Raw genomic sequence first — 22,265 nt, forward strand, 5'->3', positions numbered from 1 at the left:
GATCAGTCCTTTCGGGAAGGGACGACGAAACCGTGTGCAGTCAGGTCGTAGCGGAAGTGTTCATGCGGACGGACGTCGTCGACGCCACCGCTGGTCCAGGGATTGCAGCGGAGGATGCGCCATGCCGAGAGCATCGCCCCCTTCACCGCGCCGTGCTGCTGCACCGCACCTACAGCGTAGGCGGAACAGCTGGGGTAGTACGCACAGACATCTCCATGCATCGGGGAGATCACCTTGCGGTACGCGGTGAGGAACCCCAGCACCAGATTGCGGGGAACCAGAGGAACGCTGCGCAGCACATCCTGCGACTGCATGTGCGCCGTCCCGATGGACGAGGCCGGCAGAGCGGTCATGCCGACACCGCGGCCGGCACCGGCGCGAGTCTGCTCAGACAGCGATCGACATCGGCGCGCAGTTCCGCGAAGGAGGCGGTCGCCGACGCAGGAAGGGCACGGATGACGACATCCGTGCCCTCAGGAACGCGCGCGAGCGACTCCGCACAGACGGCTTTGAGTCGCCGACGCACGGTGTTGCGCACCACAGCGGTGCCTACCTGCTTACTGATGATGAATCCGAACCTCGCGGCCCTGCTCTCGCCCGTCGTCAGCACCGAGGTGATGACGCGCGCCCCGCCACAACGGGATCCGCGTCGAACGACCAGACGGTAGTCGCTCCCGCGGGTCAGCCGATACGGGCGGGCGAGCACAGTGGACTACGCGGAGAGCTCGGTGCGGCCCTTCGCACGGCGGGCAGCGAGGATGCCGCGGCCGGCACGCGTACGCATGCGGGCACGGAAGCCGTGCTTCTTGGCGCGACGACGGTTGTTGGGCTGGAAGGTGCGCTTGCTCATGGAATCACTCCGGGAATGCTGCCACCGGATTCACTTCGACCGGAGACATGGGGAACTGCCGAAAAAGGCATAAGTCAACCGACTTAGGGTACGTCTTACCGGCGCGCAGAGCAAATCTGCGCGCTTCCGTGATCGGACACCGGCACGAACCGCACAGCCATTATCCACAACCGAGGCGCGCCCGACGAGCACAACACGCGCGCGTATTTTCCAGGGCAGGTTGCCGTTCACAGCCGCGGTGACTACCGTGGCATCCTAAGTTATCCACAGGGGCACAGCACGTCGACCCCGCCTCGATTCCTCGTCCGGAGCGTCATGTCATCACCTGCCCAGCCCGACGTCCCCATCTGGACCACGGTGCAGGAGCTTCTGGTCGATGACGATCGCGTCACTCCCCAGCTACAAGGCTTTCTGAGTCTGGCCGTCCCGGCCGGGGTCATGTCCGCGACGCTCTACCTCGAGGTGCCGAACGACCTCACCGCCGCGCAGATCAACAAGCGCCTGCGGCTGCCCATCATGGAGGCGCTCTCGCACATCGGCGACGAGGTCACCTCCTATCGAGTCGTGGTCAACCACGAGCTCGCCGAGCAGCAGGCGGCTCCGATCGCGGTCGGCGACTTCGGGCGACACGAGCAGATCCGCGTGGAGTCGCCCATGGAGCAGCCGACACAGCTGCGCCATGAGTCGCGGCTCAACCCGAAGTACACCTTCGACAACTTCGTGATCGGCCAGTCCAACCGCTTCGCCCACGCGGCAGCCGTCGCTGTGGCCGAAGCCCCGGCGAAGGCCTACAACCCCCTGTTCATCTACGGCGACTCCGGCCTCGGCAAAACACACCTCCTCCACGCGATCGGCGACTACGCACAGTCCCTCTATGCGGGGGTCAAGGTTCGCTACGTCTCGAGTGAGGAGTTCACCAATGACTTCATCAACTCGATCGCGAACAACCGTGGCGCCGCGTTCCAGGCCAGATACCGCGATGTCGACATCCTCCTGATCGACGACATCCAGTTCCTGCAGGGGCGGGCGGAGACGCAGGAAGCCTTCTTCCACACCTTCAACACGCTTCACGATCACAACAAGCAGGTCGTGATCACCAGCGACGTCGCCCCGAAACACCTCACCGGCTTCGAAGACCGGATGCGCAGCCGCTTCGAATGGGGTCTGATCACCGACGTTCAGGCGCCGGACCTGGAGACACGCATCGCGATCCTTCGGAAGAAGGCGCAGAGCGAGGCACTGCACATCCCGGACGAGGTCCTCGAGTACATCGCCACCGTCGTCTCGTCGAACATCCGTGAGCTCGAGGGAGCCCTGATCCGGGTGTCGGCGTTCGCCAGCCTGAATCGATCGGCACTCGACATCTCGCTGGCTCAGACCGTACTCCGCGACATCATCGACACGGCCGAGGACAACATCATCTCGCCGACGGACATCATCACCGCCACGGCACAGTACTTCAAGCTCACGGTCGACGACCTCTACGGCTCGAGTCGGTCGCAGCAGATCGCCACCGCTCGGCAGATCGCCATGTACCTCTGTCGTGAGCGCACCAGTCTGTCCCTGCCGAAGATCGGTCAGCTGTTCGGCAACCGTGACCACACCACCGTCATGTACGCGTACAAGAAGATCAGTGAGCTCATGAAAGAGCGACGTTCGATCTACAACCAGGTCACCGAGATCACGACGCAGCTCGGGCGACGCTGACGCCGCGACACGCGGGCATGAGGGGGACTCGGCATCCGAAGGGGTGCTGAGTCCCCCTTTTCGCGTCCGGACAGGCATTCCCGGCCGCGGAAAGATGCCTCTATGCACATGTGGATAACTTGTGGATGACTGTCACTCAGGTCGGGACGAATGTGGGCCAATCGGTCAAACCTGTGGATAACTCTGGGGGAGCCTCCGCACCCCCAGTCGGCCGTAGCCCCCGGATTCCTCAGGGATTCCACAACTGACAAGCGTGTAGTTCCTTACTCGCTCTTGCTATCCACCGAGTTATCCACAGTATCCACAGCTGTTAACACCGTTAAGGAGTTAAGTCTTTCAAGGCGCGATCCCATCACCAGACGGTGGGGAGAACCGTCGAACGAACGACAAGAACTCCGACGTAGGGAACAGACCGGACTGGGGGCTAGCATGGGAAGCCCTGCACCGGCAGGGCCGACGACAACGCGTCACAGTTCGACGACAAGGGAGCACCAGTGAGGTTTCAGGTCAACCGCGATGTCTTCAGCGAGGCTGTCTCGTTCGTCGTCAAGCTTCTGCCGCAGCGCAATCCGCAGCCGATCCTGGCCGGAGTGCTGATCGAGGCAGACGGTTCCGGACTCACACTCTCCGCCTTCGACTACGAGGCCTCCGCACGTACGACCATCGAAGCCACCGTCGAGACTCCCGGCACGATCCTCGTGCACGGTCGACTTCTCTCCGACATCGCCAGCCGCCTTCCGAATGCTCCGATCGAGATCGCGGTCGAAGAAGACGGTGGGATCACCGTCACCTGCGGCTCCGCTCGATTCACGCTCGCTGCCATGCCAGTCGAGGAATACCCGTCGATCCCCGAGGTGAGCGGATCGTCCGGCGTCGTTCCTGCGGATGACTTCGGCACGGCGATCTCGCAGGTCGGTTTCGCGGCTTCCCGCGACGACGTGACCCCGGTGCTCACGGGTGTGCAGCTCGAGGTGTCGGGCCACAGCCTCAGCCTCGTCGCCACCGACCGCTACCGTGTCTCGCTCCGCGATGTGCCGTGGGACGGCGAATCCGTCGAGGCAACCGCACTGGTTCCGGCACGCACGCTGCTCGAGGTCGGAAAGACCTTCGGCCACGCCGGCACCATCCAGATCGCCTTCTCCGGAGCGGGCGACCGCGAGATCATCGCCTTCACCGCCGGCAACAAGACCGTCACATCACTGCTGATCAAGGGCAACTTCCCGCCCGTCCGCCGTCTCTTCCCCGAGCAGACCGACCACTACGCGGTCGTCAACACCGCCGATCTCGTCGAGGCCGTCCGGCGTGTGTCGCTCGTGCTCGACCGTGCCGCGCCGCTGCGATTCACGTTCTCGAGCGACAGCGTGACGATGGATGCTTCGGGTAGCGAGCACGCCAGGGCTTCCGAGTCGGTCGACGCGATCCTTTCCGGCGGCGACGAGGTCACGCTCGGCCTGAACCCGCAGTACCTGATCGAAGCGCTCGGTGCGGTGAAGAGCGAGTTCGTCCGCGTGACGTTCACGTCGAGCGACAACGCCAACAAGCTCAGCCCCGTGCTCATCACGAGCCAGACCTCGGTCGATCAGGCCGGTCTCGACTCGTTCAAGTACCTTCTTCAGCCGAACCTCCTCCTCCGCTGATCTCTTCTCCCTCCTACCCGAAACGTTCCCGGATCAGCCGTCAGCCGATCTACGAACCGTCGCGGGTGAGGATGCTCCCGGAGCGAGCATCGGGAGGGACCCACGAAGTGGGAGGGAACCCGCTCTGCGAGCGAAGGGTGCGTCCTCACCCACGACCCACGCGCGAACACCAGAGAAGAACAAGTGTCAGACCCCGAAGATAGGCTGACTCCGTGATTGTGGAGCACCTGAGTCTGGTCGATTTCCGTAATTACGCGACCGCTGAACTCGCCCTCCACCGCGGCCCGAACGTGCTGGTGGGTCGCAATGGGCAGGGCAAGACGAATCTGGCTGAGGCGGTGGTGTTCCTCGCCACTCTCGGTTCGCACCGGGTGTCGTCGGATGCGCCGATGGTGCGCGATGGGCAGGAGTTCGCGATCATCCGTGCGCGACTCTCGCATGGCGAACGGCGCGTTCTCGCCGAGGTGCAGGTGAACCGGCAGGGCTCGAACAAGGCCCGCATCAACGGCTCGCCGTCGAAGCCGAACGAGCTTCCGCGCTACGCGCATGTCGTGCTCTTCGCCCCGGAAGACCTGCAGATAGTGCGCGGCGATCCGTCTGCGCGTCGCCGATTCATGGATCAGCTCCTCATCCAGCGCATTCCTCGCATCTCGGCGGTCCTCGCGGACTATGACCGTGTGCTCAAGCAGCGCAATGCTCTGCTCAAGTCAGCGAGAGCTCGCGGCATCCGCGGAGAAGGGCTGAGCACCCTCGATGTCTGGGACGACAAGCTCGTCTCACTGGGATCCGAGATCATCACGGCGCGGCAGCGGTTGGCTGCCGATCTTCAGCAGCCGGTGGCCGACGCCTACGAAGCCATCGCCGGGGCCGACCATCGTCCGCAGTTGGAGTGGGCGTTGTCGGTCGGCGGCGCTGATCCGGAGGAAGACGACGACGCAGCGACGGATGCGGACGAAGCACCGGCCGTCGCCAAGCTCGGTGATCAGCAGCACATCGCCGAGTTGTTCCGCGCATCGCTGGCGGCGAAACGGTCGACCGAGATCGATCGAGGGCTCACGCTCACCGGTCCGCACCGCGACGACCTGATGCTGCGTGTGCGCGATCTTCCGGTGAAGGGCTACGCCTCGCATGGGGAGTCGTGGTCGGTGGCACTCGCTCTTCGACTGGCGTCGGCCGAGCTCTTGCGCAGCGAGTCCCCGGCGGGAGACCCGGTCCTGATCCTCGACGATGTCTTCGCCGAGCTCGATGCCGATCGGCGACAGCGCCTCGCGACCCTCACGGCCGGTTACGAGCAGGTGGTGGTGACCGCAGCGGTGGAGGAGGATATCCCCGAGGTGCTGCATGCCCACGTGGTGCGCATCAACGCCGGGACGATCAGCGATGAGCGGGAGGCAGCGGATGACTGACGCCGCATCGACCCCGCCTGTCGAGGTGCCCGAAACCGTGGGAACGTACCTGCGTCTGCGCGGTTTGCAGCCGAGTTCGAAGAGCTGGAAGCGCAAGCGCCGCATCGTCACCGACGACGACAACGCGCCGTTCACTCCGGGTCGGGATCCGGGTGCACTCGGCGCGGTGCTCGACAAGCTGAGTCGGGACTCCGGCTGGCAGATCACGCTCGCCCGCGAGGACCTGGTCCGGCAGTGGGCCGATCTGGCGGGCGCCGACACCGCGAAGCACTCCGAACCGGTCTCGCTCGAGCGCGGTTTGCTCACCGTGAAGTGCGATTCCACGGCGTGGGCGAAGAACCTCCAGTTCATGCGCGCGACGATTCTCACCGAGATCGGGCGACGGTATCCGGATGCGGGTGTGGAGAACCTCCGCTTCATCGGGCCGGACGTCCCCTCCTGGAAATGGGGCCCCAGAGTCGTTCCAGGACGGGGCCCGCGCGACACTTACGGGTAGGACACCACGAATGGGGTCCGCAACGCTCAGAGGGCCACACACGGCCGTTGAGCGGCATTTCCCGACGAAACCCCGCTAGAATGGGAGTTCGTGATATCGATGTGGAGAATGCCCTCTGATGACGCCTGAATCCCCTGCTGACGAGACGGAATCGAACACCGGGGGACCCTCCGACCCCATCGACGGCTCCGAGACCACGAGCAACACGATCTCCCCCAAGATCAAGCAGCCCGGCGAGTACGGTGCCGACTCGATCCAGATCCTCGAAGGCCTCGAGGCCGTGCGCAAGCGGCCCGGTATGTACATCGGATCCACGGGTCCGCGCGGTCTGCACCACCTGGTCTACGAGATCGTCGACAACTCGGTCGATGAAGCACTCGCTGGTTACGCCGACACGATCGTGGTGACGATGCTCGCCGACGGCGGCGTGCGCGTGGTCGACAACGGTCGTGGCATCCCGGTCGATCCGCACTCCTCCGACCCGAACAAGTCGACGGTCGAGGTCGTGCTGACGATCCTGCACGCCGGTGGAAAGTTCGGCGGCGGCGCCTACGCCGTCTCCGGTGGTCTGCACGGCGTCGGCTCCTCGGTCGTGAACGCGCTGTCGACCCGCTTCGACGTCGAGGTCAAGCAGAAGGGCTTCGTCTGGCGCCACTCGTTCGCCGACGGCGGCATCCCGCAGCAGAAGCTCGAGAAGGGAGAGGAGACCGACGAGACCGGAACCAGCATCACGTTCTGGCCCGACGAGTCCATCTTCACCGAATCGATCGACTTCGATTACGACACGCTGCGCACGCGCTTCCAGCAGATGGCGTTCCTCAACAAGGGGCTGCGCATCGAGCTGCGCGACGAGCGCGAGTCCTCCGCCTATGAGGTGGAGGAAGAAGGCTCGACGATCACGAAGCAGCCCGGTGACGTCTTCTTCTACGAGCGCGGACTCGTCGACTATGTGGAGTACCTCAACAAGGTGCGCCATGCCGAGGTCGTGAACGACGAGATCATCGCCTTCGAGTCCGAGGACACGCAGCGCAAGATCTCGCTCGAGGTCGCGATGCAGTGGACCACCTCGTACACCGAGAACGTCTTCACCTACGCGAACACGATCAATACCCATGAGGGTGGCACGCACGAAGAGGGATTCCGTGCTGCGTTGACGACCCTGGTGAACAAGTACGCCCGCGCGAACAACATCCTCAAGGAAAAGGACGACAACCTCTCGGGAGACGACGTCCGAGAGGGTCTCACGGCGGTGATCTCGATCAAGCTGGGTGAGCCGCAGTTCGAGGGCCAGACCAAGACCAAGCTCGGCAACACCGAGGCGAAGGCCTTCGTGCAGAAGGTCGTGGGCGATCAGCTCGGAGACTGGTTCGAACGCAACCCGGTCCAGGCGAAGAACATCATCCGCAAGGCTCTCGATGCGGCGACCGCTCGCCTCGCCGCCCGCAAGGCGCGCGAGACTGCTCGACGCAAGAGCGTCTTCGAGTCGGCGGCCATGCCCGACAAGCTCAAGGACTGCACGAGCAAGGACCCCTCGATCAGCGAGATCTTCCTCGTCGAGGGTGACTCGGCCGGTGGTTCCGCCGTGCAGGGTCGCGACCCGCACACGCAGGCGATCCTGGCCCTCCGCGGCAAGATCCTCAACGTCGAGCGCGCGCGTCTCGACAAGGCCCTGGGCAACAAAGAAGTCCAGGCGATGATCCAGGCCTTCGGCACGGGCATCGGCGAAGAGTTCGACATCGAGAAGGCGCGCTATCACAAGATCGTGCTGATGGCGGATGCCGACGTCGACGGTCAGCACATCACCACGCTGCTGCTCACGCTGCTGTTCCGCTACATGCGCGGACTCATCGAGGCCGGCTTCGTGTACCTCGCGATGCCGCCGCTGTACCGCCTGAAGTGGTCGAACTCCGCACACGAGTACGTGTTCAGCGACTCCGAGCGCGACGCCCTGCTCAAGCACGGTCTCGACAACGGCAAGCGGATCCCGAAGGATGCCGGCATCCAGCGCTACAAGGGTCTCGGTGAGATGAACCCGAAGGAGCTGTGGGAGACGACGATGGATCACACCACGCGCACCCTGCAGCAGATCACCATCGAAGACGCCGCCGCCGCCGACGAGATCTTCAGCGTGCTGATGGGTGAGGACGTCGAGTCCCGACGCAGCTTCATCCAGCGCAACGCCAAGGACGTCCGCTTCCTCGACATCTGACGCCCCGCGGGCTCAGACCAGATGTGTGACAGAGAGATTGATTGATGACTGACGAAGAACGCACCGAGCCGGAACACGACCACGGCAAGATCGATCAGGTCGACCTGCAGTTCGAGATGCAGCGCAGCTACCTCGACTACGCCATGGCGGTCATCGTGGGGCGCGCGCTCCCCGACGTGCGCGACGGCCTCAAGCCGGTGCACCGTCGTGTGATCTACGGCATGTACGACGGCGGATTCCGTCCTGACAAGTCGTTCTCGAAGTGCGCCCGTGTGGTGGGCGAGGTCATGGGCCAGTACCACCCGCACGGCGACTCGGCGATCTACGACGCCCTCGTGCGTCTGGTGCAGCCGTGGTCGCTGCGGTATCCGCTGGCTCTCGGTCAGGGAAACTTCGGCTCGCCCGGAAACATGGGCGCCGCGGCTCCCCGATACACCGAGACCAAGATGGCCCCGCTCGCGCTCGAGATGGTGCGCGACATCGAAGAAGACACCGTCGACTTCACCGACAACTACGACGGTCAGACGCAGGAGCCGACGGTCCTCCCGGCCCGCTTCCCGAACCTGCTCGTCAACGGATCGGTCGGCATCGCGGTCGGCATGGCCACGAACATCCCGCCGCACAACCTGCGCGAGGTCTCGGCTGCGGCACTCTGGGCGCTCGACAACCCCGGCATCTCCCGCGAGGAGCTGCTCGACGGTCTCATCCAGCGCGTCCCCGGTCCGGACTTCCCGACCGGCGCGCAGATCCTCGGCACCAAGGGCATCCACGAGGCGTACCGCACCGGCCGCGGATCGATCACGATGCGCGCGGTCGTGAACGTCGAAGAGATCCAGGGTCGCACCTGCCTCGTCGTCACCGAGCTGCCGTACCAGGTCAACCCCGACAACGTCGCGGTGAAGATCGGCGACCTCGCCCGTGACGGCAAGATCACCGGCATCGCCGACATCCGCGACGAGTCGTCCGACCGTACGGGCCAGCGCCTGGTCGTCGTGCTCAAGCGCGACGCGGTCGCGAAGGTCGTGCTGAACAACCTGTACAAGCACACGCAGCTGCAGGAGAACTTCGGCGCGAACATGCTCGCGATCGTCGACGGTGTGCCGCGCACCCTCGCGATCGACGGCTTCATCACGCACTGGATCACGCACCAGATCGAGGTGATCGTCCGGCGCACGGAGTACCGTCTGCGCGAGGCCGAGAAGCGCATGCACATCCTGCGCGGATACCTGAAGGCGCTCGACGCGCTCGATGAGGTCATCGCCCTCATCCGTCGTTCGCAGACCACGGCCGATGCGAATGAGGGACTCCAGAAGCTCCTCGACATCGACGAGATCCAGGCCGACGCGATCCTGCAGATGCAGCTGCGCCGTCTGGCGGCTCTCGAGCGTCAGAAGATCATCGACCAGGCGAACGAGCTCGAAGCGCAGATCACCGACTACAAGTCGATCCTGGCCGACGAGGGTCGCCAGCGCGCGATCATCCGCGAGGAGCTGACCGGCATCGTCGACCGCTTCGGCGACGAGCGCCGCACGCACATCCTGCATGGCTTTGACGGCGACGTCTCGATGGAAGACCTCATCGCCGAAGAGGAGATGGTCGTCACCGTCACGCGCGAGGGCTACATCAAGCGCACGCGCAGCGATAACTACCGCTCCCAGCACCGCGGCGGCAAGGGCGTCAAGGGCGCGCAGCTCCGTGCCAACGACATCGTCGAGCACTTCTTCGTGACGACGACGCACCACTGGCTGCTCTTCTTCACCGACAAGGGTCGCGTCTACCGCGCGAAGACCTATGAGGTGCCGGAGGCCGGGCGCGACGCCAAGGGCATGCACGTCGCGAACCTGCTGGCGCTGCAGCCGGACGAGAGCATCGCTCAGGTGCTCGACATCCGCGACTACCAGGTCGCCGATTACCTGGTGCTCGCCACGCGCGAGGGTCTGGTCAAGAAGACTCGCCTCGAGGCGTACGACACCAACCGTCAGGGCGGCGTCATCGCGATCCGCCTCAACGACGAGGACGAGCTCGTCAGTGCTCTCCTCGTGAACGCCGAGGACGACATCCTCCTCATCAGCCGTCGCGGCATGTCGGTGCGCTTCGAGGCGACCGATGAGGCGCTGCGTCCGATGGGTCGGGCGACGGCCGGTGTGCGCGGCATGAAGTTCAAGATCGACGAGGACTGCCTGCTGTCGGCATCCGTCGCCGCCCCCGGGAAGTTCGTGTTCATCGTCACTGACGGCGGCTACGCGAAGCGCACCGCTGTCGAGGAATACCGGGTCCAGGGACGCGGTGGAACGGGCATCAAGGTGGCCAAGTTGAACGACGATCGGGGCACTCTCGCGGGTGGTCTGATCGTCGCCGAGGACGACGAGGTCTTGGTGGTTCTCTCCAGCGGCAAGGTGGTACGCTCTGCCGTGGCCGAGGTCCCCGCCAAGGGTCGAGACACCATGGGAGTGGTGTTCGCCCGGACGACGGAGGCCGACCGCATCCTCGCCATCGCCCGTAATGGCGAGCGTGGCCTCGCCGATGACGAGGCGGATGCGGAGGATGCCGAGACACAGGCACCTGAGACGACAGAGACCCCCGAGGATACAGACGCATGAGTACAGTGGCCGACAAGCTGGCGAAGAAGTCGACACGAAAGACCAGTGGCAAGCAGGTTCGCCTGCGTCTCGTCTACGTCGACTTCTGGTCGGCCGTGAAGCTCTCGTTCCTCGGAGCGGTCGCTCTCGCCGTGGTCACGATGGTGGCCTTCTTCCTGATCTTCCTGGTGCTCCAGGCAACCAACGTCATGAACACCGCTGAGGGCTTCCTGCTCGGAATCACCGGCAACGAGTTCGTGCTGTCGGAGGTCGTCGGCCTGCCGCAGGTGATGGCCTTCGCTGCGGTTGTCGCGATCCTGAACCTGATCGTCGTCACGGTGCTCGGCGCCGTCGTCGCCGGCATCTACAACCTCGCCGTGAAGGTGACCGGAGGACTGCTCGTCGGGTTCATGTCGAACTGATCCTCGGTCTTCGAACCGGATTCACGAAGGGCGGATGCTGCGGCATCCGCCCTTCGTCGTCCCACGAGGTGCTCGGCGGTCAGACGACGCCGGTCGTGCCGAGGAGGATACCGATCAGCCAGGTCGCGGCGAGAGCGAGCGCCCCGCCGATGACCAGTCGGATCGACGCTCGCAGGGGCGGGGAACCGCCGATCCGCGCCGACACCGCACCCGTGATCGCGAGGGCGATCATGACGGCGACGAAGGTGACCGGCACACGCCACTCCGGCGGCGGCAGCAGGATGGCGAGCAGGGGGAGCAGCGCTCCGAGCGTGAAGGACACGGCCGAAGAGATCGCCGCATGCCACGGATTGACGAGATCGTTCTGGTCGATGCCGAGCTCGACCTCCAAGTGGGCGGAGAGCGCATCGTGGGCGGTGAGCTCCTCGGCGACCTGACGTGCGGTCTCCTCGGAGAGACCGCGATCGCGATAGAGCTCGGTGAGTTCGGCCAGCTCCGCGGTCGGCATGGTCCGCAGCTCCTCGCTCTCCTTCGCGATCAGAGCGCGTTCGCTGTCGCGCTGGCTGCTCACCGAGACGTACTCGCCGAGCGCCATCGAGATCGCACCGCCGACCAGTCCGGCGATTCCCGCGGTGAGCAGTGCCGCGTTGTCGCTCGTCGCGCCCGCCACGCCTACGACGAGCGAGGCGACCGAGACGATGCCGTCGTTCGCGCCGAGCACTCCTGCCCGCAACCAGTTCAGTCGCTGGCCGAGACCTGCGCGATGGAGCTCGCCTTCGTGGGCTGTCATGCAGCCAGTGAAGCAGACCGTGCGCTCGATAGGGCGGAAATCACCCGCGACCGCTTACGGAAAACCCGAAGCGGAGTGTCCGGCTGACTCGGTGTCGTGCGTGTCGGCCCCGCCGTACCTTGGAACCATGACCACTCAGACTGCGACCGCGGCACCCGTCACGGCGGTGAAGCCGCCGTTGCGCATCTTGCTCACGATCCTGCATCTCGCAGGCGTCGGCGCGCTCGGCGGCGCCATCTTCGGCATGCTCGGCGGACTCCTCGGCACCGGACTCGGACTCCTCTTCGCCGCCGGCATCGGCGTCGTGCTCCTCGTCGGCCTCGTATACGCGCTGTACGGACTCGGCTGGTTCGAGGTCGCCCGTGTCGGTGCCCTCTACCGCGCGCCGATCACCCCGCTGCGACTGCAGCAGCGTGACCGCCCCGGTTTCGTCGGCTGGCTGCGCTCCCTCGGACGACAGGCGATCGACCCCCGCATGTGGCGTGCGGTCGCGAACTTCGCGATCTCGGCCGTGCTCGGCTTCATCGTGCTGCGGCTCGCCTGGAGCCTGGTGTGGTCGATCATCATCTCCTTCGCCCCGCTCACCGCGGCGGATGCGGTGATGGGACCGTTCGGCGGCGGAGGCATCCCCGTCGCCTGGGCACCGCTGGTCGGCATCCTCGGCATCGCGGCCTCGGTGGTCGGGATGATCGGGCTGGCTCTGCTGCACCGCACGCTGTCACTGGCGATCGTGGTCCGCAGCAAGGAGACGGAACTCACCGAACGGGTCCGCACCTCGACCGCCCAGCGGGAAGGAGCGGTCCGCGCCGCCGACCTGGAGCGCACTCGCATCGAGCGCGACCTGCATGACGGCGTGCAGCCGCGGCTCGTCTCGGTCGGCATGACCCTCGGGCTCGCTCAGCAGAAAATCGACAGCGATCCGGACACGGCCAAGGAACTCATCAACGAGGCGCACACCTCCACCAAGGCGGCCATCACGGAGCTGCGACAGCTCGCCCGCGGCATCCACGCGTCCGTGCTCGACGACCGCGGCCTCGACGCCGCGCTGTCGGCTCTCGCCAGCCGGTCGCACATCCCCGTGCACCTCGATGTGCGCATGGACGGACGATGCAGCCGTGAGGCCGAGGCCGCCGTCTACTTCTCGATAGCGGAGTCCCTCACCAACGCCGCGAAGCACTCGCGGGCAAGTGAGGCCCGGGTCATCGTGCGACTCCGTGAGGGGAACACCCTCTGGGCGCGCGTCGAGGACAACGGCATCGGCGGCGCGCAGGTGCAGCCGGGTGGCGGCCTCGACGGCATCGCGAATCGCATCCTCGCCGCGGGCGGAACCTTCCGCCTCGACAGTCCGCAGGGCGGACCGACCAGCCTGGAGGTGAACGTACCGTGCGCATCCTGATCTGCGAGGACTCCGTCCTCCTCCGAGAAGGACTGGTCCGTCTGCTCGAGGACGCCGGCCACGAGGTGGTCGCCGCGCTCCCCGATATCCAGGGTCTCGACCATGCCGTCGCCACCACAGCGCCCGATCTGTGCATCCTGGACGTGCGACTCCCCCCGACGTTCACCGATGAGGGCATCCGGGCCGCGCTCGGACTGAGGTCCACGCATCCGTCGCTCGCCATCCTCGTGCTCTCGCAGTACGTCGAGGAGCGCTACGCCTCCGACCTGATCGCGGCGCAGGGTGGTCCGCTCGGATACCTGCTCAAGGATCGCGTCGCCGACGTGTCGGAGTTCCTCGCCTCGGTGCAGCGCATCTCCGAGGGTGCCACGGTGCTCGACCCCGAAGTAGTGGCGCAGCTCCTCACGCGGCGGAACCGCGACGACAGGATGATGCGTCTCACCGAACGGGAGCGCACCGTGCTCGCGTTGATCGCCGAGGGCAAGTCGAACCAGGCAATCGCCGGGATCCTGTTCCTCTCCGAGGCGAGTGTGGAGAAGCACATCACCGCCATCTTCCAGAAGCTGGGCTTCGAGCAGGACGAGTCGGGCAACCGCCGCGTTCTCGCCGCCCTCGCCCACATCGAGAACACCGGTGGCCCGACGCCGCCGACCGGCCAGACAGGAGTGGCACGATGACCACCGACAACAACGGCGCCCCGGGCGAGCACACCTCGCTCACCCCGCCGCCCGCTTCTCCCCCGCCCGCTTCCGCGCCGCAGACGCCGGCACCCCCGACGCCCGCCGCGCAGGCGGCTCCGACGACGCCCCCGCCCGGGGGCTCTGGTGGCCGCTCGTCGGGAGCGACGGCGGTCATGGTCATCACGGCCGTGGTCGGCGGCATCGCCCTGCTCGGTTCCGGAGGAACGGCCGCCGCGGCCGCCGCCGGGAACATCATCTCGTCGAGCCGGCCCGACTCGGTGCAGACCGTGGGCGTGGACGGCATCGAGGGGATCGACGTCGATGCGGACGCCAGCAGCATGCGTGTCGAGTTCGGCGATGTCGATGAAGCACAGCTCTCGATCACCAACGGCCGTGGCTCCGCATGGACCTTCGACCGGGACGGCGACGAACTGATCGTCCGGAGCCCCGACGGTGTGTTCGGCTGGTGGTTCGGTAACTGGTTCGGTGACGAGGAGATCGCCGTCCTCACGCTGCCGGAGAGCCTGCGCGGCGACGCGATCGATGCCGACCTCAATCTGGACGCCGGCAACCTGGACGTCGTGGGCGATTTCGGAGTGCTCGACGTCAGCGTCAACGCAGGGTCGCTCGACGTGGAAGGGTCTGCCGCGGAGCTCGATGCGCAGATGAACGCGGGTCGTGCCGACATCCTCCTCGACGGGGTGAGCCGCGCCGACCTCGGTGTCTCCGCCGGCGATCTCACGGTGGAGCTGACCGGCACGGCACCCTCGGAGACGACGATCGAGGTCAATGCCGGAACGCTCGATCTGACCGTGCCGGACGTCGAGTACGCGATCACCCAGGACGTCAGTGCCGGCACGTTGAACGCCAAGGTCGACGAGGGCTCCAGCTCGCGAAGGACCATCGACGTGTCGCTCTCCGCGGGCACCGCGACGATCCGTCCCGGCCGCTGAACACCGTCGAGGGTGGGGACTCTCCCGGGTCCCCACCCTCGATTCGGATTTTCCGTGTTTCTCCGGTAAAGTCTTGGAGGTTGACGGGGCTATAGCTCAGGCGGTTAGAGCGCTTCACTGATAATGAAGAGGTCCCAGGTTCAAGTCCTGGTAGCCCCACCCTTTAACTCAAGAAATTCCCTCACGGGGCCTTAGCTCAGTTGGTAGAGCGCCTGCTTTGCAAGCAGGATGTCAGGAGTTCGAATCTCCTAGGCTCCACAGGATCGAGAAGCCCCCGGCAGTTGCCGGGGGCTTCTCTCATTGGCCCACGTTCTCCGGCCCTGATCGCACACCGCCGTCTGGGTTCGACACCCGACCATAGGCACGACAGATCTCTTCGAGGTATGTCAGGGAACCGTTCTCATCGCGCACCGGCGATACCGAGGCCAGAGGCTCGACCCACTCGTTCCATCCGTGCTTCTCAGAACCGCCATCGTTGACCTTGTCGAAGGCGTCCTGCTCGATCACATGAAGAAGTGAGTCACCCTGGGCACCGAACGGTTCGTCGAGCGTCTCCGGAGGGTACCCGGCACCGTCGAGGTAGGCGGACATGAGGGTGCGTGCCGTATCGGCCCACGGCTGAAGGTGCGTGGACGTCGACGGAGAGCGGAACGCTCGTTCATGGATGAGCGTCATCTGCGAGACCATCGTCCGCGCGGATTCCCACACATCCGCCTTCACGTCGGACCAGACGAAATCGATCGCAGCCGAAAGGTAGTACCGGGCCCTGACGACCCATTCCGAAACGTGATCGTAGAGGTCATCGGGCTGAACGACGACCCCGCGGCTGATGGGGAGCTTGAAGCTCTCGCCCTTGCTCTTGTCGACGTACTGCTTGACGAGGAGAGGATCGAAGAAACGGTAGTGAACGCCTGCGTGCTCGTCGGAGACGACGGCTATGACGAACGTCGGCGTTCCTGCTTGCGCACCGAGCTGCCACGCAGCCGCCGTCTCTCGCGTGATTGCAGGCAGGCTCGTCGTCCTCGTCGTCTTGACCTGCACATGAGCGGTCAACCCGGACATCGGCCAGGACTCATCATCCGCTTCGGGGACCCTGACGGGAAGTTGGACATGGAGGTCGAGTCCGAGATCCATGAACGGCAGGAAGTTGACCGCGCATCCGGCTTTGACGAAAACCTCTGCCACGCGGATTTCACCGAGCTTTCCCTGCTGGTTGTTCCGGTCGTTCTTGGCCATCGGGCGTACTCACTTTCGGGTTGGACCCGAGCGATTGCCGCGGGTTGCTCTTACGTAGGCTTCCTCGATCAGCGTCATGACCCGAGGGAAGCGGCTCCGCCCGACACAGCCTCACTCGACCGGACGCAGATTGCGCAGGATCGTCGCCTGCCGGACGAGGAACGTGCGCTCGTCGAGCTTCTTTCGGCGAAGCCAGCCGGTCACCTCGTCGTTGTGCTTGCTGGCGTTGCAGGATGCGCAGGCAGGGACGACATTCTCGAGCGTGTAGCGGCCGCCGCGCGAGATGGGTTGGATGCAGTCGCGCTGCAACGCGGCCCCCTCGCCGCCGCAGTAGGCGCATCCGCCCCAGGCATCCATGAGGTCGTGCCACTGGGCGTCGGTGAGATCGTTGTCGACCTTGGCGAGTCGGTTCGTCCGACGCTTGGCGTACCGCGCACGTGTCGCCGGCGACGCGTTGGCGGAGGAGACCTTGCGGGGGCGGCGCATGCGCTGATGCTACCGCGGTGGATGCGGGCTCAACGCCCGCCGCCGCCGAACTTCGAGAAGAAGCGGTCAGCCGCCGTGCGCTGCTCTGCGACGGAAGCGACGGTCGCCGGATCCACGGGGCTGAACGTGAACACGGGGTCCTGCGGACCAGCGGCGCCGAGCCGGTACGCGCTCAGACCACCACCCTGATCGCGCGCCATGCCACTGGGCCAGACGTCGGCCCGTGCACCGGCGACCCCCAACCGCCACCCGCGCGGGTCGAGTTCTTCGCGCAACAGGCACAGCGCCTCGAAAGCATCGTTCGCCTGCCGCTCGACAGCGCCGAGCTCCGGGGAGTTCACGACCACCACCCACTGCCAGTCATCGGTCTGCCACCAGCTGATCCTCACCTCATGGATGAGACCGCCGCGGGTGGCGGCGATCTTCTGGGGACTCTGCGGCCGCGCCGATACGTCGTCCATCAGGAACCGATCGCGTGCGCACCCACCGACACGAGCTCGTGCGGCGCGACGTTCAGCCGCTCGCCGCCATCGGCCGTGACGATCACGATGTCCTCGATGCGTGCGCCCCACGCGCCGGCGAAGTAGATGCCCGGCTCGATGCTGAACGCCATCCCTTCCCGCAGCACCAGGTCGTTGCCCGGCGCGATGTAGGGCTCCTCGTGCACCGAGACGCCGATGCCGTGGCCGGTGCGGTGCAGGAACGCTTCGCCGAGACCCGCGTCCGCGAGCACGTCGCGGGCCGCGGCATCGACCTGTGCGGCCGTCGCGCCCGGACGGACGGCGTCCACCGCCGCCTGCTGCGCGCGCACGAGAACCGCGATGCGCTCGGCCGCCTCCGGGTCAGGGCTGCCGACGACGTAGGTCCTCGTACTGTCGGAGTTGTAGCCGCTCGGCACCGCACCACCGATGTCGACCACGACGGTGTCGCCCTCTTCGATCATCCGGTCCGAGACCTCGTGGTGCGGGTCGGCACCGTTCGGACCCGATCCGACGATGACGAACTCGACCGTGCGGTGGCCTTCCGCCACGATGGCCTCCGCGATGTCGGCCGCGACCTCGCGCTCGGTGCGTCCGGCCCGAAGCCACTCCGGCACGCGGCGGTGTACCGCGTCGATCGCGTCTCCGGCCCGCCGCAGCTCGGCGATCTCCTCGGCATCCTTGATCATGCGTCCTTCGCGGAGCACGGGTGTCGCCAGCTCGAGACGCACGCCGAGACGCTCGCCGATCGGGACGACGTGCAGCGCGGGCAGCGCATCCGAGACGCCGACGCGGGAGACCGTACCCACGGCCTCGGTCACGAGCGCGTACGGGTCTTCGCCGTCGACCCAGTCGGCGACCGCGAGTCCGAGCTCACCGACAGCGGTGGTGCGAACCTTCGCGAGCTCCATCCGCGGCACGACGACCGTCGGAGCGATGTCGGGGCCGATCACCAGGGCCGTCAGTCGCTCGATCGTGTCGCCCTCGACGCCCAGCAGATACTGCAGGTCGGGGCCCGGCCCGACGATGATCGCATCCAGCCCGGATTCGGCGGCGAGGGATGCGGCGCGGGCGAGGCGGGCGGCGTACACGGAGGCGGGGAAGGGCAGTGTGCTCACGGGTTCCACGCTACTGCGCGGGTGCTCGCAGCGGCATCCGGTTCCGTGAACGCGGGGTCAGCCGCCACGCACCGCGCGGGGCGGCACTCCGTACTGGGCGCGGAACACACGGCTGAAGTGCGCCGCATCGACGAAGCCCGCACCGATCGCGATCTCGGCGATGGAGCGGTGCGCCTGATACGGGTCGGTCAGCGCGTCATAGCACCGCTGCAGTCGGCGTCGTCGGATGACCGTGGAGACCGAGGCGCCCTGCTCACTGAACATCGAGTGCAGATGCCGTACCGAGATGTAGTGCGCCGCCGCGATCTGCGAGGGAGACAGCTCACTGTCGGAGAGGTGCACGTCGATGTACGTGAGGATGTGCGTCAGCGTCGTGGAATGGGCGCTCACCGGGCCGTCGGTCGCGACGAGGTTCGCCTCCAACACCGTGCTCAGCATGTCGACCGCGGTCCGCAGCATCCGCCGAGCGATGCGGCTGTCGAGGTGGTGCGCCCCTTCGGCGAGCGAGCCGAGGTAGGGACCCACCATCGCGCCCAGCGCTCCGCCGGCGTTGAGGCGCGTGGCCGTGATGCGGCTGGTGTCCTCCGCGGGGATGTCGAGGAGGACTTTCGGGAACATCACCACCGACATCTGCACGGCGTCATCGAAGAGCAGGGAGTACGGACGGTCGGTGTCGTAGAGCGCCATATCGCCGCTGCCGAGCGCGGTCTCCCGTCCGTCCTGCACGATCATGCCGCTGCCGCGTTCGATGCGGGAGAACTTGAAGTACTGCTGCGGGGCACGGGAGATGAGCGAGGGGGTGCGGTGCACGCCGTGCCCGTCGGCGTCGATCGCGAAGACGTGGATGTCTCCGGCAGCGGTGGCATCGATCGCACCGCGGAAGCGATCCTGCTCCGGCGCGGTCACATCCAGCGCGACGACGGCGCGGGAGACCGCATGGCGGTAGTCGAGGAACGACAGACTCTGCATCAGGGCTCACCTCACTGTGGCCGATCATATACGATGCTGCATTTTAGCATTCGGGCGCTGTGCCCGCGTAGACAAGTGTTCTGCTCTCGCCGTCAATCGACGACGCCTCCCCGTGGCGAGTATGAGGACTACCCGAGCATCGAAGGAGCTGTGCCATGGTGACGTCCACTCCCACAACGTCGACGACGAGAACGGCCGAACATCGGCGCCTCGGCGTCTTCGCGGTCGCGTTCATGATCATCGCCGCCTCCGCGCCGCTCACCGTGCTCGCCGGCGGGGTGACCAGCGCCTACGCGGTCACCCACGTCGACGGCATCCCGTTCGGCTACATCGTGCTCGCGGTGGCCCTCGGCATCTTCGCGATCGGCTACGCCGCCATGAGCCGGTTCGTCACGAATGCGGGGGCGTTCTACGCATACGTCGCGCAGGGGATCGGTCGCCCGACCGGCGTCGGGGCGTCGGTCCTCGCGTTCCTCTCGTACAACGCCATGCAGATCGGCATCTACGGGATGCTCGGGTTCCAGATCAGCTCGTTCATCGAGTCGAAGACCGGCTGGGCGAGCCCCTGGTGGGTCTGGGTCCTCCTCACGATCGTGCTCGTCGGCGTGCTGGGAGTGCACCGGGTGGATCTCTCGGCGAAGGTGCTGGGAGTGCTCGTCGCGCTGGAGTTCGTGGCGGTGATCGTGTTCGACCTGTTCGCCTTCGGGAACCCGGCCGAGGGATTCACGGCGGCACCCATCACCCCGTCGGCGCTGTTCGTCCCGGGGGTCGGGGCCGTGCTCGCGTTCGGTATCGCCGCGTTCATGGGCTTCGAGTCGGCAGCGATCTACGGCGAGGAGTCGAAGGATCCGAAGCGCACCATCCCGCGCGCGACGTTCCTCGCGGTCTGCGTGTCCGGCATCTTCTACGCCATCTCCTCCTGGGCGCTCGCGCTCGCGGTCGGCCCGAGCAAGATCACCGACCCCGCGGGCATCTCGCCGGAGGAGGCCGGTCCCCCGCTGTTCTTCAACTTCGTCGCCGAGCACCTGGGCGTGATCTGGGTCGACGTGATGTCGATCCTCTTCATCACGAGCCTGTTCGCCGCCCTCGTCAGCTTCCACAACGCGGTCGCCCGGTATGCTTTCTCACTCGGTCGCGAGGGCGTGCTGCCCCGGGTGCTGGGTACCGTCCGCATTCGCAGCGGTGCGCCGTGGGCCGGGTCGCTCCTGCAGTCCGCGATCGCGGTCGTCGTGATCGTCGGCTTCGCGATCGGTGAGCAGGGCTGGAACCCCGAGAACGGTCCGTACCCGGTGATCACGCTCTTCACCTGGCTCACCAACCTCGGCGCCTTCGGGCTCGTGCTGCTCCTGGTGCTCGTGTCCGTCGCGGTGATCGGCTTCTTCCGGCGCGATCAGCGCGGGGTGGGCACCGGCAGCAGGCTGGTCGCGCCGATCATCGCGTTCGTCGCGCTGGCGATCGTCTGGGTGCTGATCCTTCTGAACTGGGATGTGCTGCTCGGTCAGGCAGAGTCCACGCCGACGACCTTCATCCTCCCGGCCGTGCTCCTCGTGCCCTCGGCCCTGGCCGTCGTGTGGGCGCTGTGGCTGCGCAGGGCGAGGCCCGAGGTCTACCGGCAGATCGGCCACGGCACGGAGCTGCCGGAGGCTCCGCTCCTGGGCGAGCCGGCGGTCGACGCGACGAGAGGAAACCCGTGAGCACCACCGACACCAGACTGACCTTCCGGTATCTGTCCGAGCCGGACACGATCGCGGCGGGCGTCACTGACATGCGGCTGTGCGTCGACGTGATGGAGGAGACCCTGCGTCTCGTCGACGCCGGCGACTACCGGATGGGCGGACCGGACGGGAACTCGCACGGCTCGATGGTCACCTTCCCCGCGGAATCGACGCACGACGGTATGCCGCTCGACGGACCGCATCGCCGGATGATGGCGATGCCGGCGTACCTCGGCGGCACCTTCCAGACGGCCGGATGCAAGTGGTACGGGTCGAACATGGCCAACCGCGAGAACGGTCTGCCGCGGTCGATCCTGATGCTCACGCTGAGCGACAAAGACACCGGCGCACCTCTCGCGCACATGTCGGCGAACCTGCTGAGTGCGTATCGCACGGGCGCCGTGCCGGGAGTCGGTGCCCGCCACCTCGCGAACCCCGATGCCCGGAGCGTGGGTATCGTGGCACCCGGCGTGATGAACCGGACGACGCTCGAAGCCTTCGTGGCCGTGCGCCCCGAGCTCGACACCCTGAAGGTCGCCGGCCGCAGCCGATCGAGCATCGACTCGTTCGTCGACTGGGTCCGGCGCGAGTACCCGCAGTTCACGACGGTCACGGTCGTCGACAGCGTGGAGGACGCCGTGCGCGACAGCGACCTGGTCACGATCGCCCCCACGACGCCGGCCGGTTCGGCGAACTACGTACGGATCGAGAAGCGCTGGCTGAAGCCGGGCGCGCTGGTGAGCCTGCCCGCCGACATCATGATCGACGACGAGCTGCTCCGCGGAGCGCGGCATGTCGCCGACTTCCGCGGCCTGTACGAGGCGTGGAGCGAGGAGGTGCCGCACCCGGCGCACGAGCACATCGGCCTCCACGGCATGTACCTGCTCGACCGCATCCGTTCGGGAGACGTGAGCGACGAGGTTCTCGAGAACCTCCCCGCGATCATGAGCGGCGAGGCCGAGGGGCGTGGGAGCGAGGACGAGATCTTCCTCTACTCCGTCGGCGGGATGCCGGTGGAAGACGTCGCGTGGGGAACCGTCGTCTACCGGCGCGCGGTGGCAGAAGGTATCGGCACGGAGCTGCTGCTCTGGGATACCCCGGCTCTGGCATGACCGGCGTCCGTCCCCCATCGACCAT

The 22,265-nt window shown here is 66.3% G+C and carries 21 protein-coding genes and 2 tRNA genes; 14 read left to right on the plus strand and 9 right to left on the minus strand.

Features of this window, described 5'->3' with window-relative positions; all coding sequences use genetic code 11:
- Positions 1-2: 2 nt before the first annotated feature.
- Genes yidD through rpmH form a run of 3 tightly spaced genes read right to left on the minus strand, consistent with a single transcriptional unit; the run spans position 3 to position 850 of the window.
- On the minus strand, positions 3-353 hold the full coding sequence (gene yidD / locus BQ2383_RS01255) for a membrane protein insertion efficiency factor YidD (protein ID WP_091028049.1): 351 nt from the start codon (positions 351-353) through the stop codon (positions 3-5).
- The gene (rnpA, locus tag BQ2383_RS01260) at positions 350-706 is read right to left on the minus strand and encodes a ribonuclease P protein component (RefSeq protein WP_091028051.1); all 357 of its coding nucleotides are present in this window, start codon (positions 704-706) and stop codon (positions 350-352) included. Before rnpA ends, yidD begins: the two co-directional genes overlap by 4 nt.
- A gap of 6 nt (positions 707-712) precedes the next feature.
- On the minus strand, positions 713-850 hold the full coding sequence (gene rpmH / locus BQ2383_RS01265; protein WP_013584598.1) for a 50S ribosomal protein L34: 138 nt from the start codon (positions 848-850) through the stop codon (positions 713-715).
- A 438-nt stretch (positions 851-1,288) separates the two neighbouring features.
- On the opposite strand from rpmH, the gene dnaA reads away from it, so the two are divergent.
- The 7 genes from dnaA (at position 1,289) to BQ2383_RS01300 (ending at position 11,306) form a co-directional block, all read left to right on the plus strand.
- Complete coding sequence (dnaA, locus tag BQ2383_RS01270) at positions 1,289-2,557, plus strand: chromosomal replication initiator protein DnaA (RefSeq protein ID WP_432206331.1); 1,269 nt, start codon at positions 1,289-1,291, stop codon at positions 2,555-2,557.
- Positions 2,558-3,051: 494 nt separating this feature from the next.
- Positions 3,052-4,194: a DNA polymerase III subunit beta gene (gene dnaN, locus BQ2383_RS01275; RefSeq protein ID WP_091028059.1), complete on the plus strand. Its 1,143-nt coding sequence runs from the start codon at positions 3,052-3,054 to the stop codon at positions 4,192-4,194.
- A gap of 212 nt (positions 4,195-4,406) precedes the next feature.
- Positions 4,407-5,600, plus strand: a complete 1,194-nt coding sequence (gene recF, locus BQ2383_RS01280; RefSeq protein WP_091028063.1) for a DNA replication/repair protein RecF — start codon at positions 4,407-4,409, stop codon at positions 5,598-5,600.
- On the plus strand, positions 5,593-6,096 hold the full coding sequence (locus BQ2383_RS01285; RefSeq protein WP_029264204.1) for a DUF721 domain-containing protein: 504 nt from the start codon (positions 5,593-5,595) through the stop codon (positions 6,094-6,096). Before recF ends, BQ2383_RS01285 begins: the two co-directional genes overlap by 8 nt.
- 118 nt (positions 6,097-6,214) lie before the next feature.
- Positions 6,215-8,305, plus strand: coding sequence for a DNA topoisomerase (ATP-hydrolyzing) subunit B (gene gyrB / locus BQ2383_RS01290; protein WP_279627342.1), 2,091 nt, complete (start codon positions 6,215-6,217; stop codon positions 8,303-8,305).
- A gap of 44 nt (positions 8,306-8,349) precedes the next feature.
- Entirely contained in the window at positions 8,350-10,905 is a 2,556-nt protein-coding gene (gyrA, locus tag BQ2383_RS01295) for a DNA gyrase subunit A (protein WP_091028067.1), read from the plus strand.
- Entirely contained in the window at positions 10,902-11,306 is a 405-nt protein-coding gene (locus BQ2383_RS01300) for a DUF3566 domain-containing protein (RefSeq protein WP_091028070.1), read from the plus strand. Before gyrA ends, BQ2383_RS01300 begins: the two co-directional genes overlap by 4 nt.
- 79 nt (positions 11,307-11,385) lie before the next feature.
- Here the strand turns inward: BQ2383_RS01300 and BQ2383_RS01305 are convergent, their stop codons facing one another.
- Entirely contained in the window at positions 11,386-12,096 is a 711-nt protein-coding gene (locus BQ2383_RS01305) for a VIT1/CCC1 transporter family protein (protein WP_091028074.1), read from the minus strand.
- A 127-nt stretch (positions 12,097-12,223) separates the two neighbouring features.
- Here BQ2383_RS01305 and BQ2383_RS01310 point away from each other — a divergent pair, with 127 nt between their 5' ends.
- The 5 genes from BQ2383_RS01310 (at position 12,224) to BQ2383_RS01330 (ending at position 15,383) form a co-directional block, all read left to right on the plus strand.
- Positions 12,224-13,492: a sensor histidine kinase gene (locus tag BQ2383_RS01310; RefSeq protein ID WP_091028078.1), complete on the plus strand. Its 1,269-nt coding sequence runs from the start codon at positions 12,224-12,226 to the stop codon at positions 13,490-13,492.
- Complete coding sequence (locus tag BQ2383_RS01315) at positions 13,480-14,169, plus strand: LuxR C-terminal-related transcriptional regulator (RefSeq protein ID WP_091028082.1); 690 nt, start codon at positions 13,480-13,482, stop codon at positions 14,167-14,169. Before BQ2383_RS01310 ends, BQ2383_RS01315 begins: the two co-directional genes overlap by 13 nt.
- Positions 14,166-15,125: a DUF4097 family beta strand repeat-containing protein gene (locus tag BQ2383_RS01320; protein ID WP_091028085.1), complete on the plus strand. Its 960-nt coding sequence runs from the start codon at positions 14,166-14,168 to the stop codon at positions 15,123-15,125. Before BQ2383_RS01315 ends, BQ2383_RS01320 begins: the two co-directional genes overlap by 4 nt.
- 85 nt (positions 15,126-15,210) lie before the next feature.
- Positions 15,211-15,284, plus strand: a tRNA-Ile gene (locus BQ2383_RS01325).
- Positions 15,285-15,310: 26 nt separating this feature from the next.
- Positions 15,311-15,383: transfer RNA gene (locus tag BQ2383_RS01330), tRNA-Ala, on the plus strand.
- 39 nt (positions 15,384-15,422) lie between these two features.
- Here the strand turns inward: BQ2383_RS01330 and BQ2383_RS01335 are convergent.
- The 5 genes from BQ2383_RS01335 to BQ2383_RS01355 all read right to left on the minus strand — a co-directional run bounded on the left by BQ2383_RS01335 (position 15,423) and on the right by BQ2383_RS01355 (position 19,413).
- Positions 15,423-16,361 carry a hypothetical protein gene (locus tag BQ2383_RS01335; protein WP_091028089.1) on the minus strand — a complete coding sequence of 313 codons (939 nt, stop codon included), beginning with the start codon at positions 16,359-16,361 and terminating at the stop codon, positions 15,423-15,425.
- A 111-nt stretch (positions 16,362-16,472) separates the two neighbouring features.
- Positions 16,473-16,847 (minus strand): HNH endonuclease, encoded by a 375-nt coding sequence (locus BQ2383_RS01340; RefSeq protein WP_091028093.1) that lies wholly within the window; start codon positions 16,845-16,847, stop codon positions 16,473-16,475.
- A gap of 29 nt (positions 16,848-16,876) precedes the next feature.
- Positions 16,877-17,308, minus strand: a complete 432-nt coding sequence (locus BQ2383_RS01345; RefSeq protein ID WP_091028097.1) for a hypothetical protein — start codon at positions 17,306-17,308, stop codon at positions 16,877-16,879.
- Positions 17,308-18,444: a M24 family metallopeptidase gene (locus BQ2383_RS01350; protein WP_091028379.1), complete on the minus strand. Its 1,137-nt coding sequence runs from the start codon at positions 18,442-18,444 to the stop codon at positions 17,308-17,310. Before BQ2383_RS01350 ends, BQ2383_RS01345 begins: the two co-directional genes overlap by 1 nt.
- A 57-nt stretch (positions 18,445-18,501) precedes the next feature.
- Positions 18,502-19,413, minus strand: coding sequence for a helix-turn-helix domain-containing protein (locus BQ2383_RS01355; RefSeq protein WP_091028099.1), 912 nt, complete (start codon positions 19,411-19,413; stop codon positions 18,502-18,504).
- 155 nt (positions 19,414-19,568) lie between these two features.
- Between BQ2383_RS01355 and BQ2383_RS01360 the strand changes: the two genes are divergently transcribed.
- Both BQ2383_RS01360 and BQ2383_RS01365 read left to right on the plus strand, forming a co-directional pair.
- Entirely contained in the window at positions 19,569-21,107 is a 1,539-nt protein-coding gene (locus tag BQ2383_RS01360; protein WP_091028102.1) for an APC family permease, read from the plus strand.
- Positions 21,104-22,240 (plus strand): tyramine oxidase subunit B, encoded by a 1,137-nt coding sequence (locus BQ2383_RS01365; RefSeq protein WP_091028104.1) that lies wholly within the window; start codon positions 21,104-21,106, stop codon positions 22,238-22,240. The genes BQ2383_RS01360 and BQ2383_RS01365 overlap by 4 nt, the downstream gene beginning before the upstream one ends.
- Positions 22,241-22,265 lie beyond the last annotated feature (25 nt).

The sequence above is a fragment of the Microbacterium oxydans genome, assembly GCF_900095745.1.
Lineage (GTDB): Bacteria > Actinomycetota > Actinomycetes > Actinomycetales > Microbacteriaceae > Microbacterium > Microbacterium oxydans_B.

What these genes read in the sequence shown, in the direction of transcription:
- BQ2383_RS01345 (WP_091028097.1), bottom strand. Translation starts at nt 17,308, where the DNA reads ATGGACGACGTATCGGCGCGGCCGCAGAGTCCCCAGAAGATCGCCGCC.
- BQ2383_RS01285 (WP_029264204.1), top strand. Translation starts at nt 5,593, where the DNA reads ATGACTGACGCCGCATCGACCCCGCCTGTCGAGGTGCCCGAAACCGTG.
- gyrB (WP_279627342.1), top strand. Translation starts at nt 6,215, where the DNA reads ATGACGCCTGAATCCCCTGCTGACGAGACGGAATCGAACACCGGGGGA.
- yidD (WP_091028049.1), bottom strand. Translation starts at nt 353, where the DNA reads ATGACCGCTCTGCCGGCCTCGTCCATCGGGACGGCGCACATGCAGTCG.
- gyrA (WP_091028067.1), top strand. Translation starts at nt 8,350, where the DNA reads ATGACTGACGAAGAACGCACCGAGCCGGAACACGACCACGGCAAGATC.
- BQ2383_RS01300 (WP_091028070.1), top strand. Translation starts at nt 10,902, where the DNA reads ATGAGTACAGTGGCCGACAAGCTGGCGAAGAAGTCGACACGAAAGACC.
- BQ2383_RS01305 (WP_091028074.1), bottom strand. Translation starts at nt 12,096, where the DNA reads ATGACAGCCCACGAAGGCGAGCTCCATCGCGCAGGTCTCGGCCAGCGA.
- BQ2383_RS01340 (WP_091028093.1), bottom strand. Translation starts at nt 16,847, where the DNA reads ATGCGCCGCCCCCGCAAGGTCTCCTCCGCCAACGCGTCGCCGGCGACA.
- BQ2383_RS01360 (WP_091028102.1), top strand. Translation starts at nt 19,569, where the DNA reads ATGGTGACGTCCACTCCCACAACGTCGACGACGAGAACGGCCGAACAT.
- BQ2383_RS01335 (WP_091028089.1), bottom strand. Translation starts at nt 16,361, where the DNA reads ATGGCCAAGAACGACCGGAACAACCAGCAGGGAAAGCTCGGTGAAATC.
- rpmH (WP_013584598.1), bottom strand. Translation starts at nt 850, where the DNA reads ATGAGCAAGCGCACCTTCCAGCCCAACAACCGTCGTCGCGCCAAGAAG.
- BQ2383_RS01310 (WP_091028078.1), top strand. Translation starts at nt 12,224, where the DNA reads ATGACCACTCAGACTGCGACCGCGGCACCCGTCACGGCGGTGAAGCCG.
- BQ2383_RS01355 (WP_091028099.1), bottom strand. Translation starts at nt 19,413, where the DNA reads ATGCAGAGTCTGTCGTTCCTCGACTACCGCCATGCGGTCTCCCGCGCC.
- BQ2383_RS01320 (WP_091028085.1), top strand. Translation starts at nt 14,166, where the DNA reads ATGACCACCGACAACAACGGCGCCCCGGGCGAGCACACCTCGCTCACC.
- dnaA (WP_432206331.1), top strand. Translation starts at nt 1,289, where the DNA reads ATGTCCGCGACGCTCTACCTCGAGGTGCCGAACGACCTCACCGCCGCG.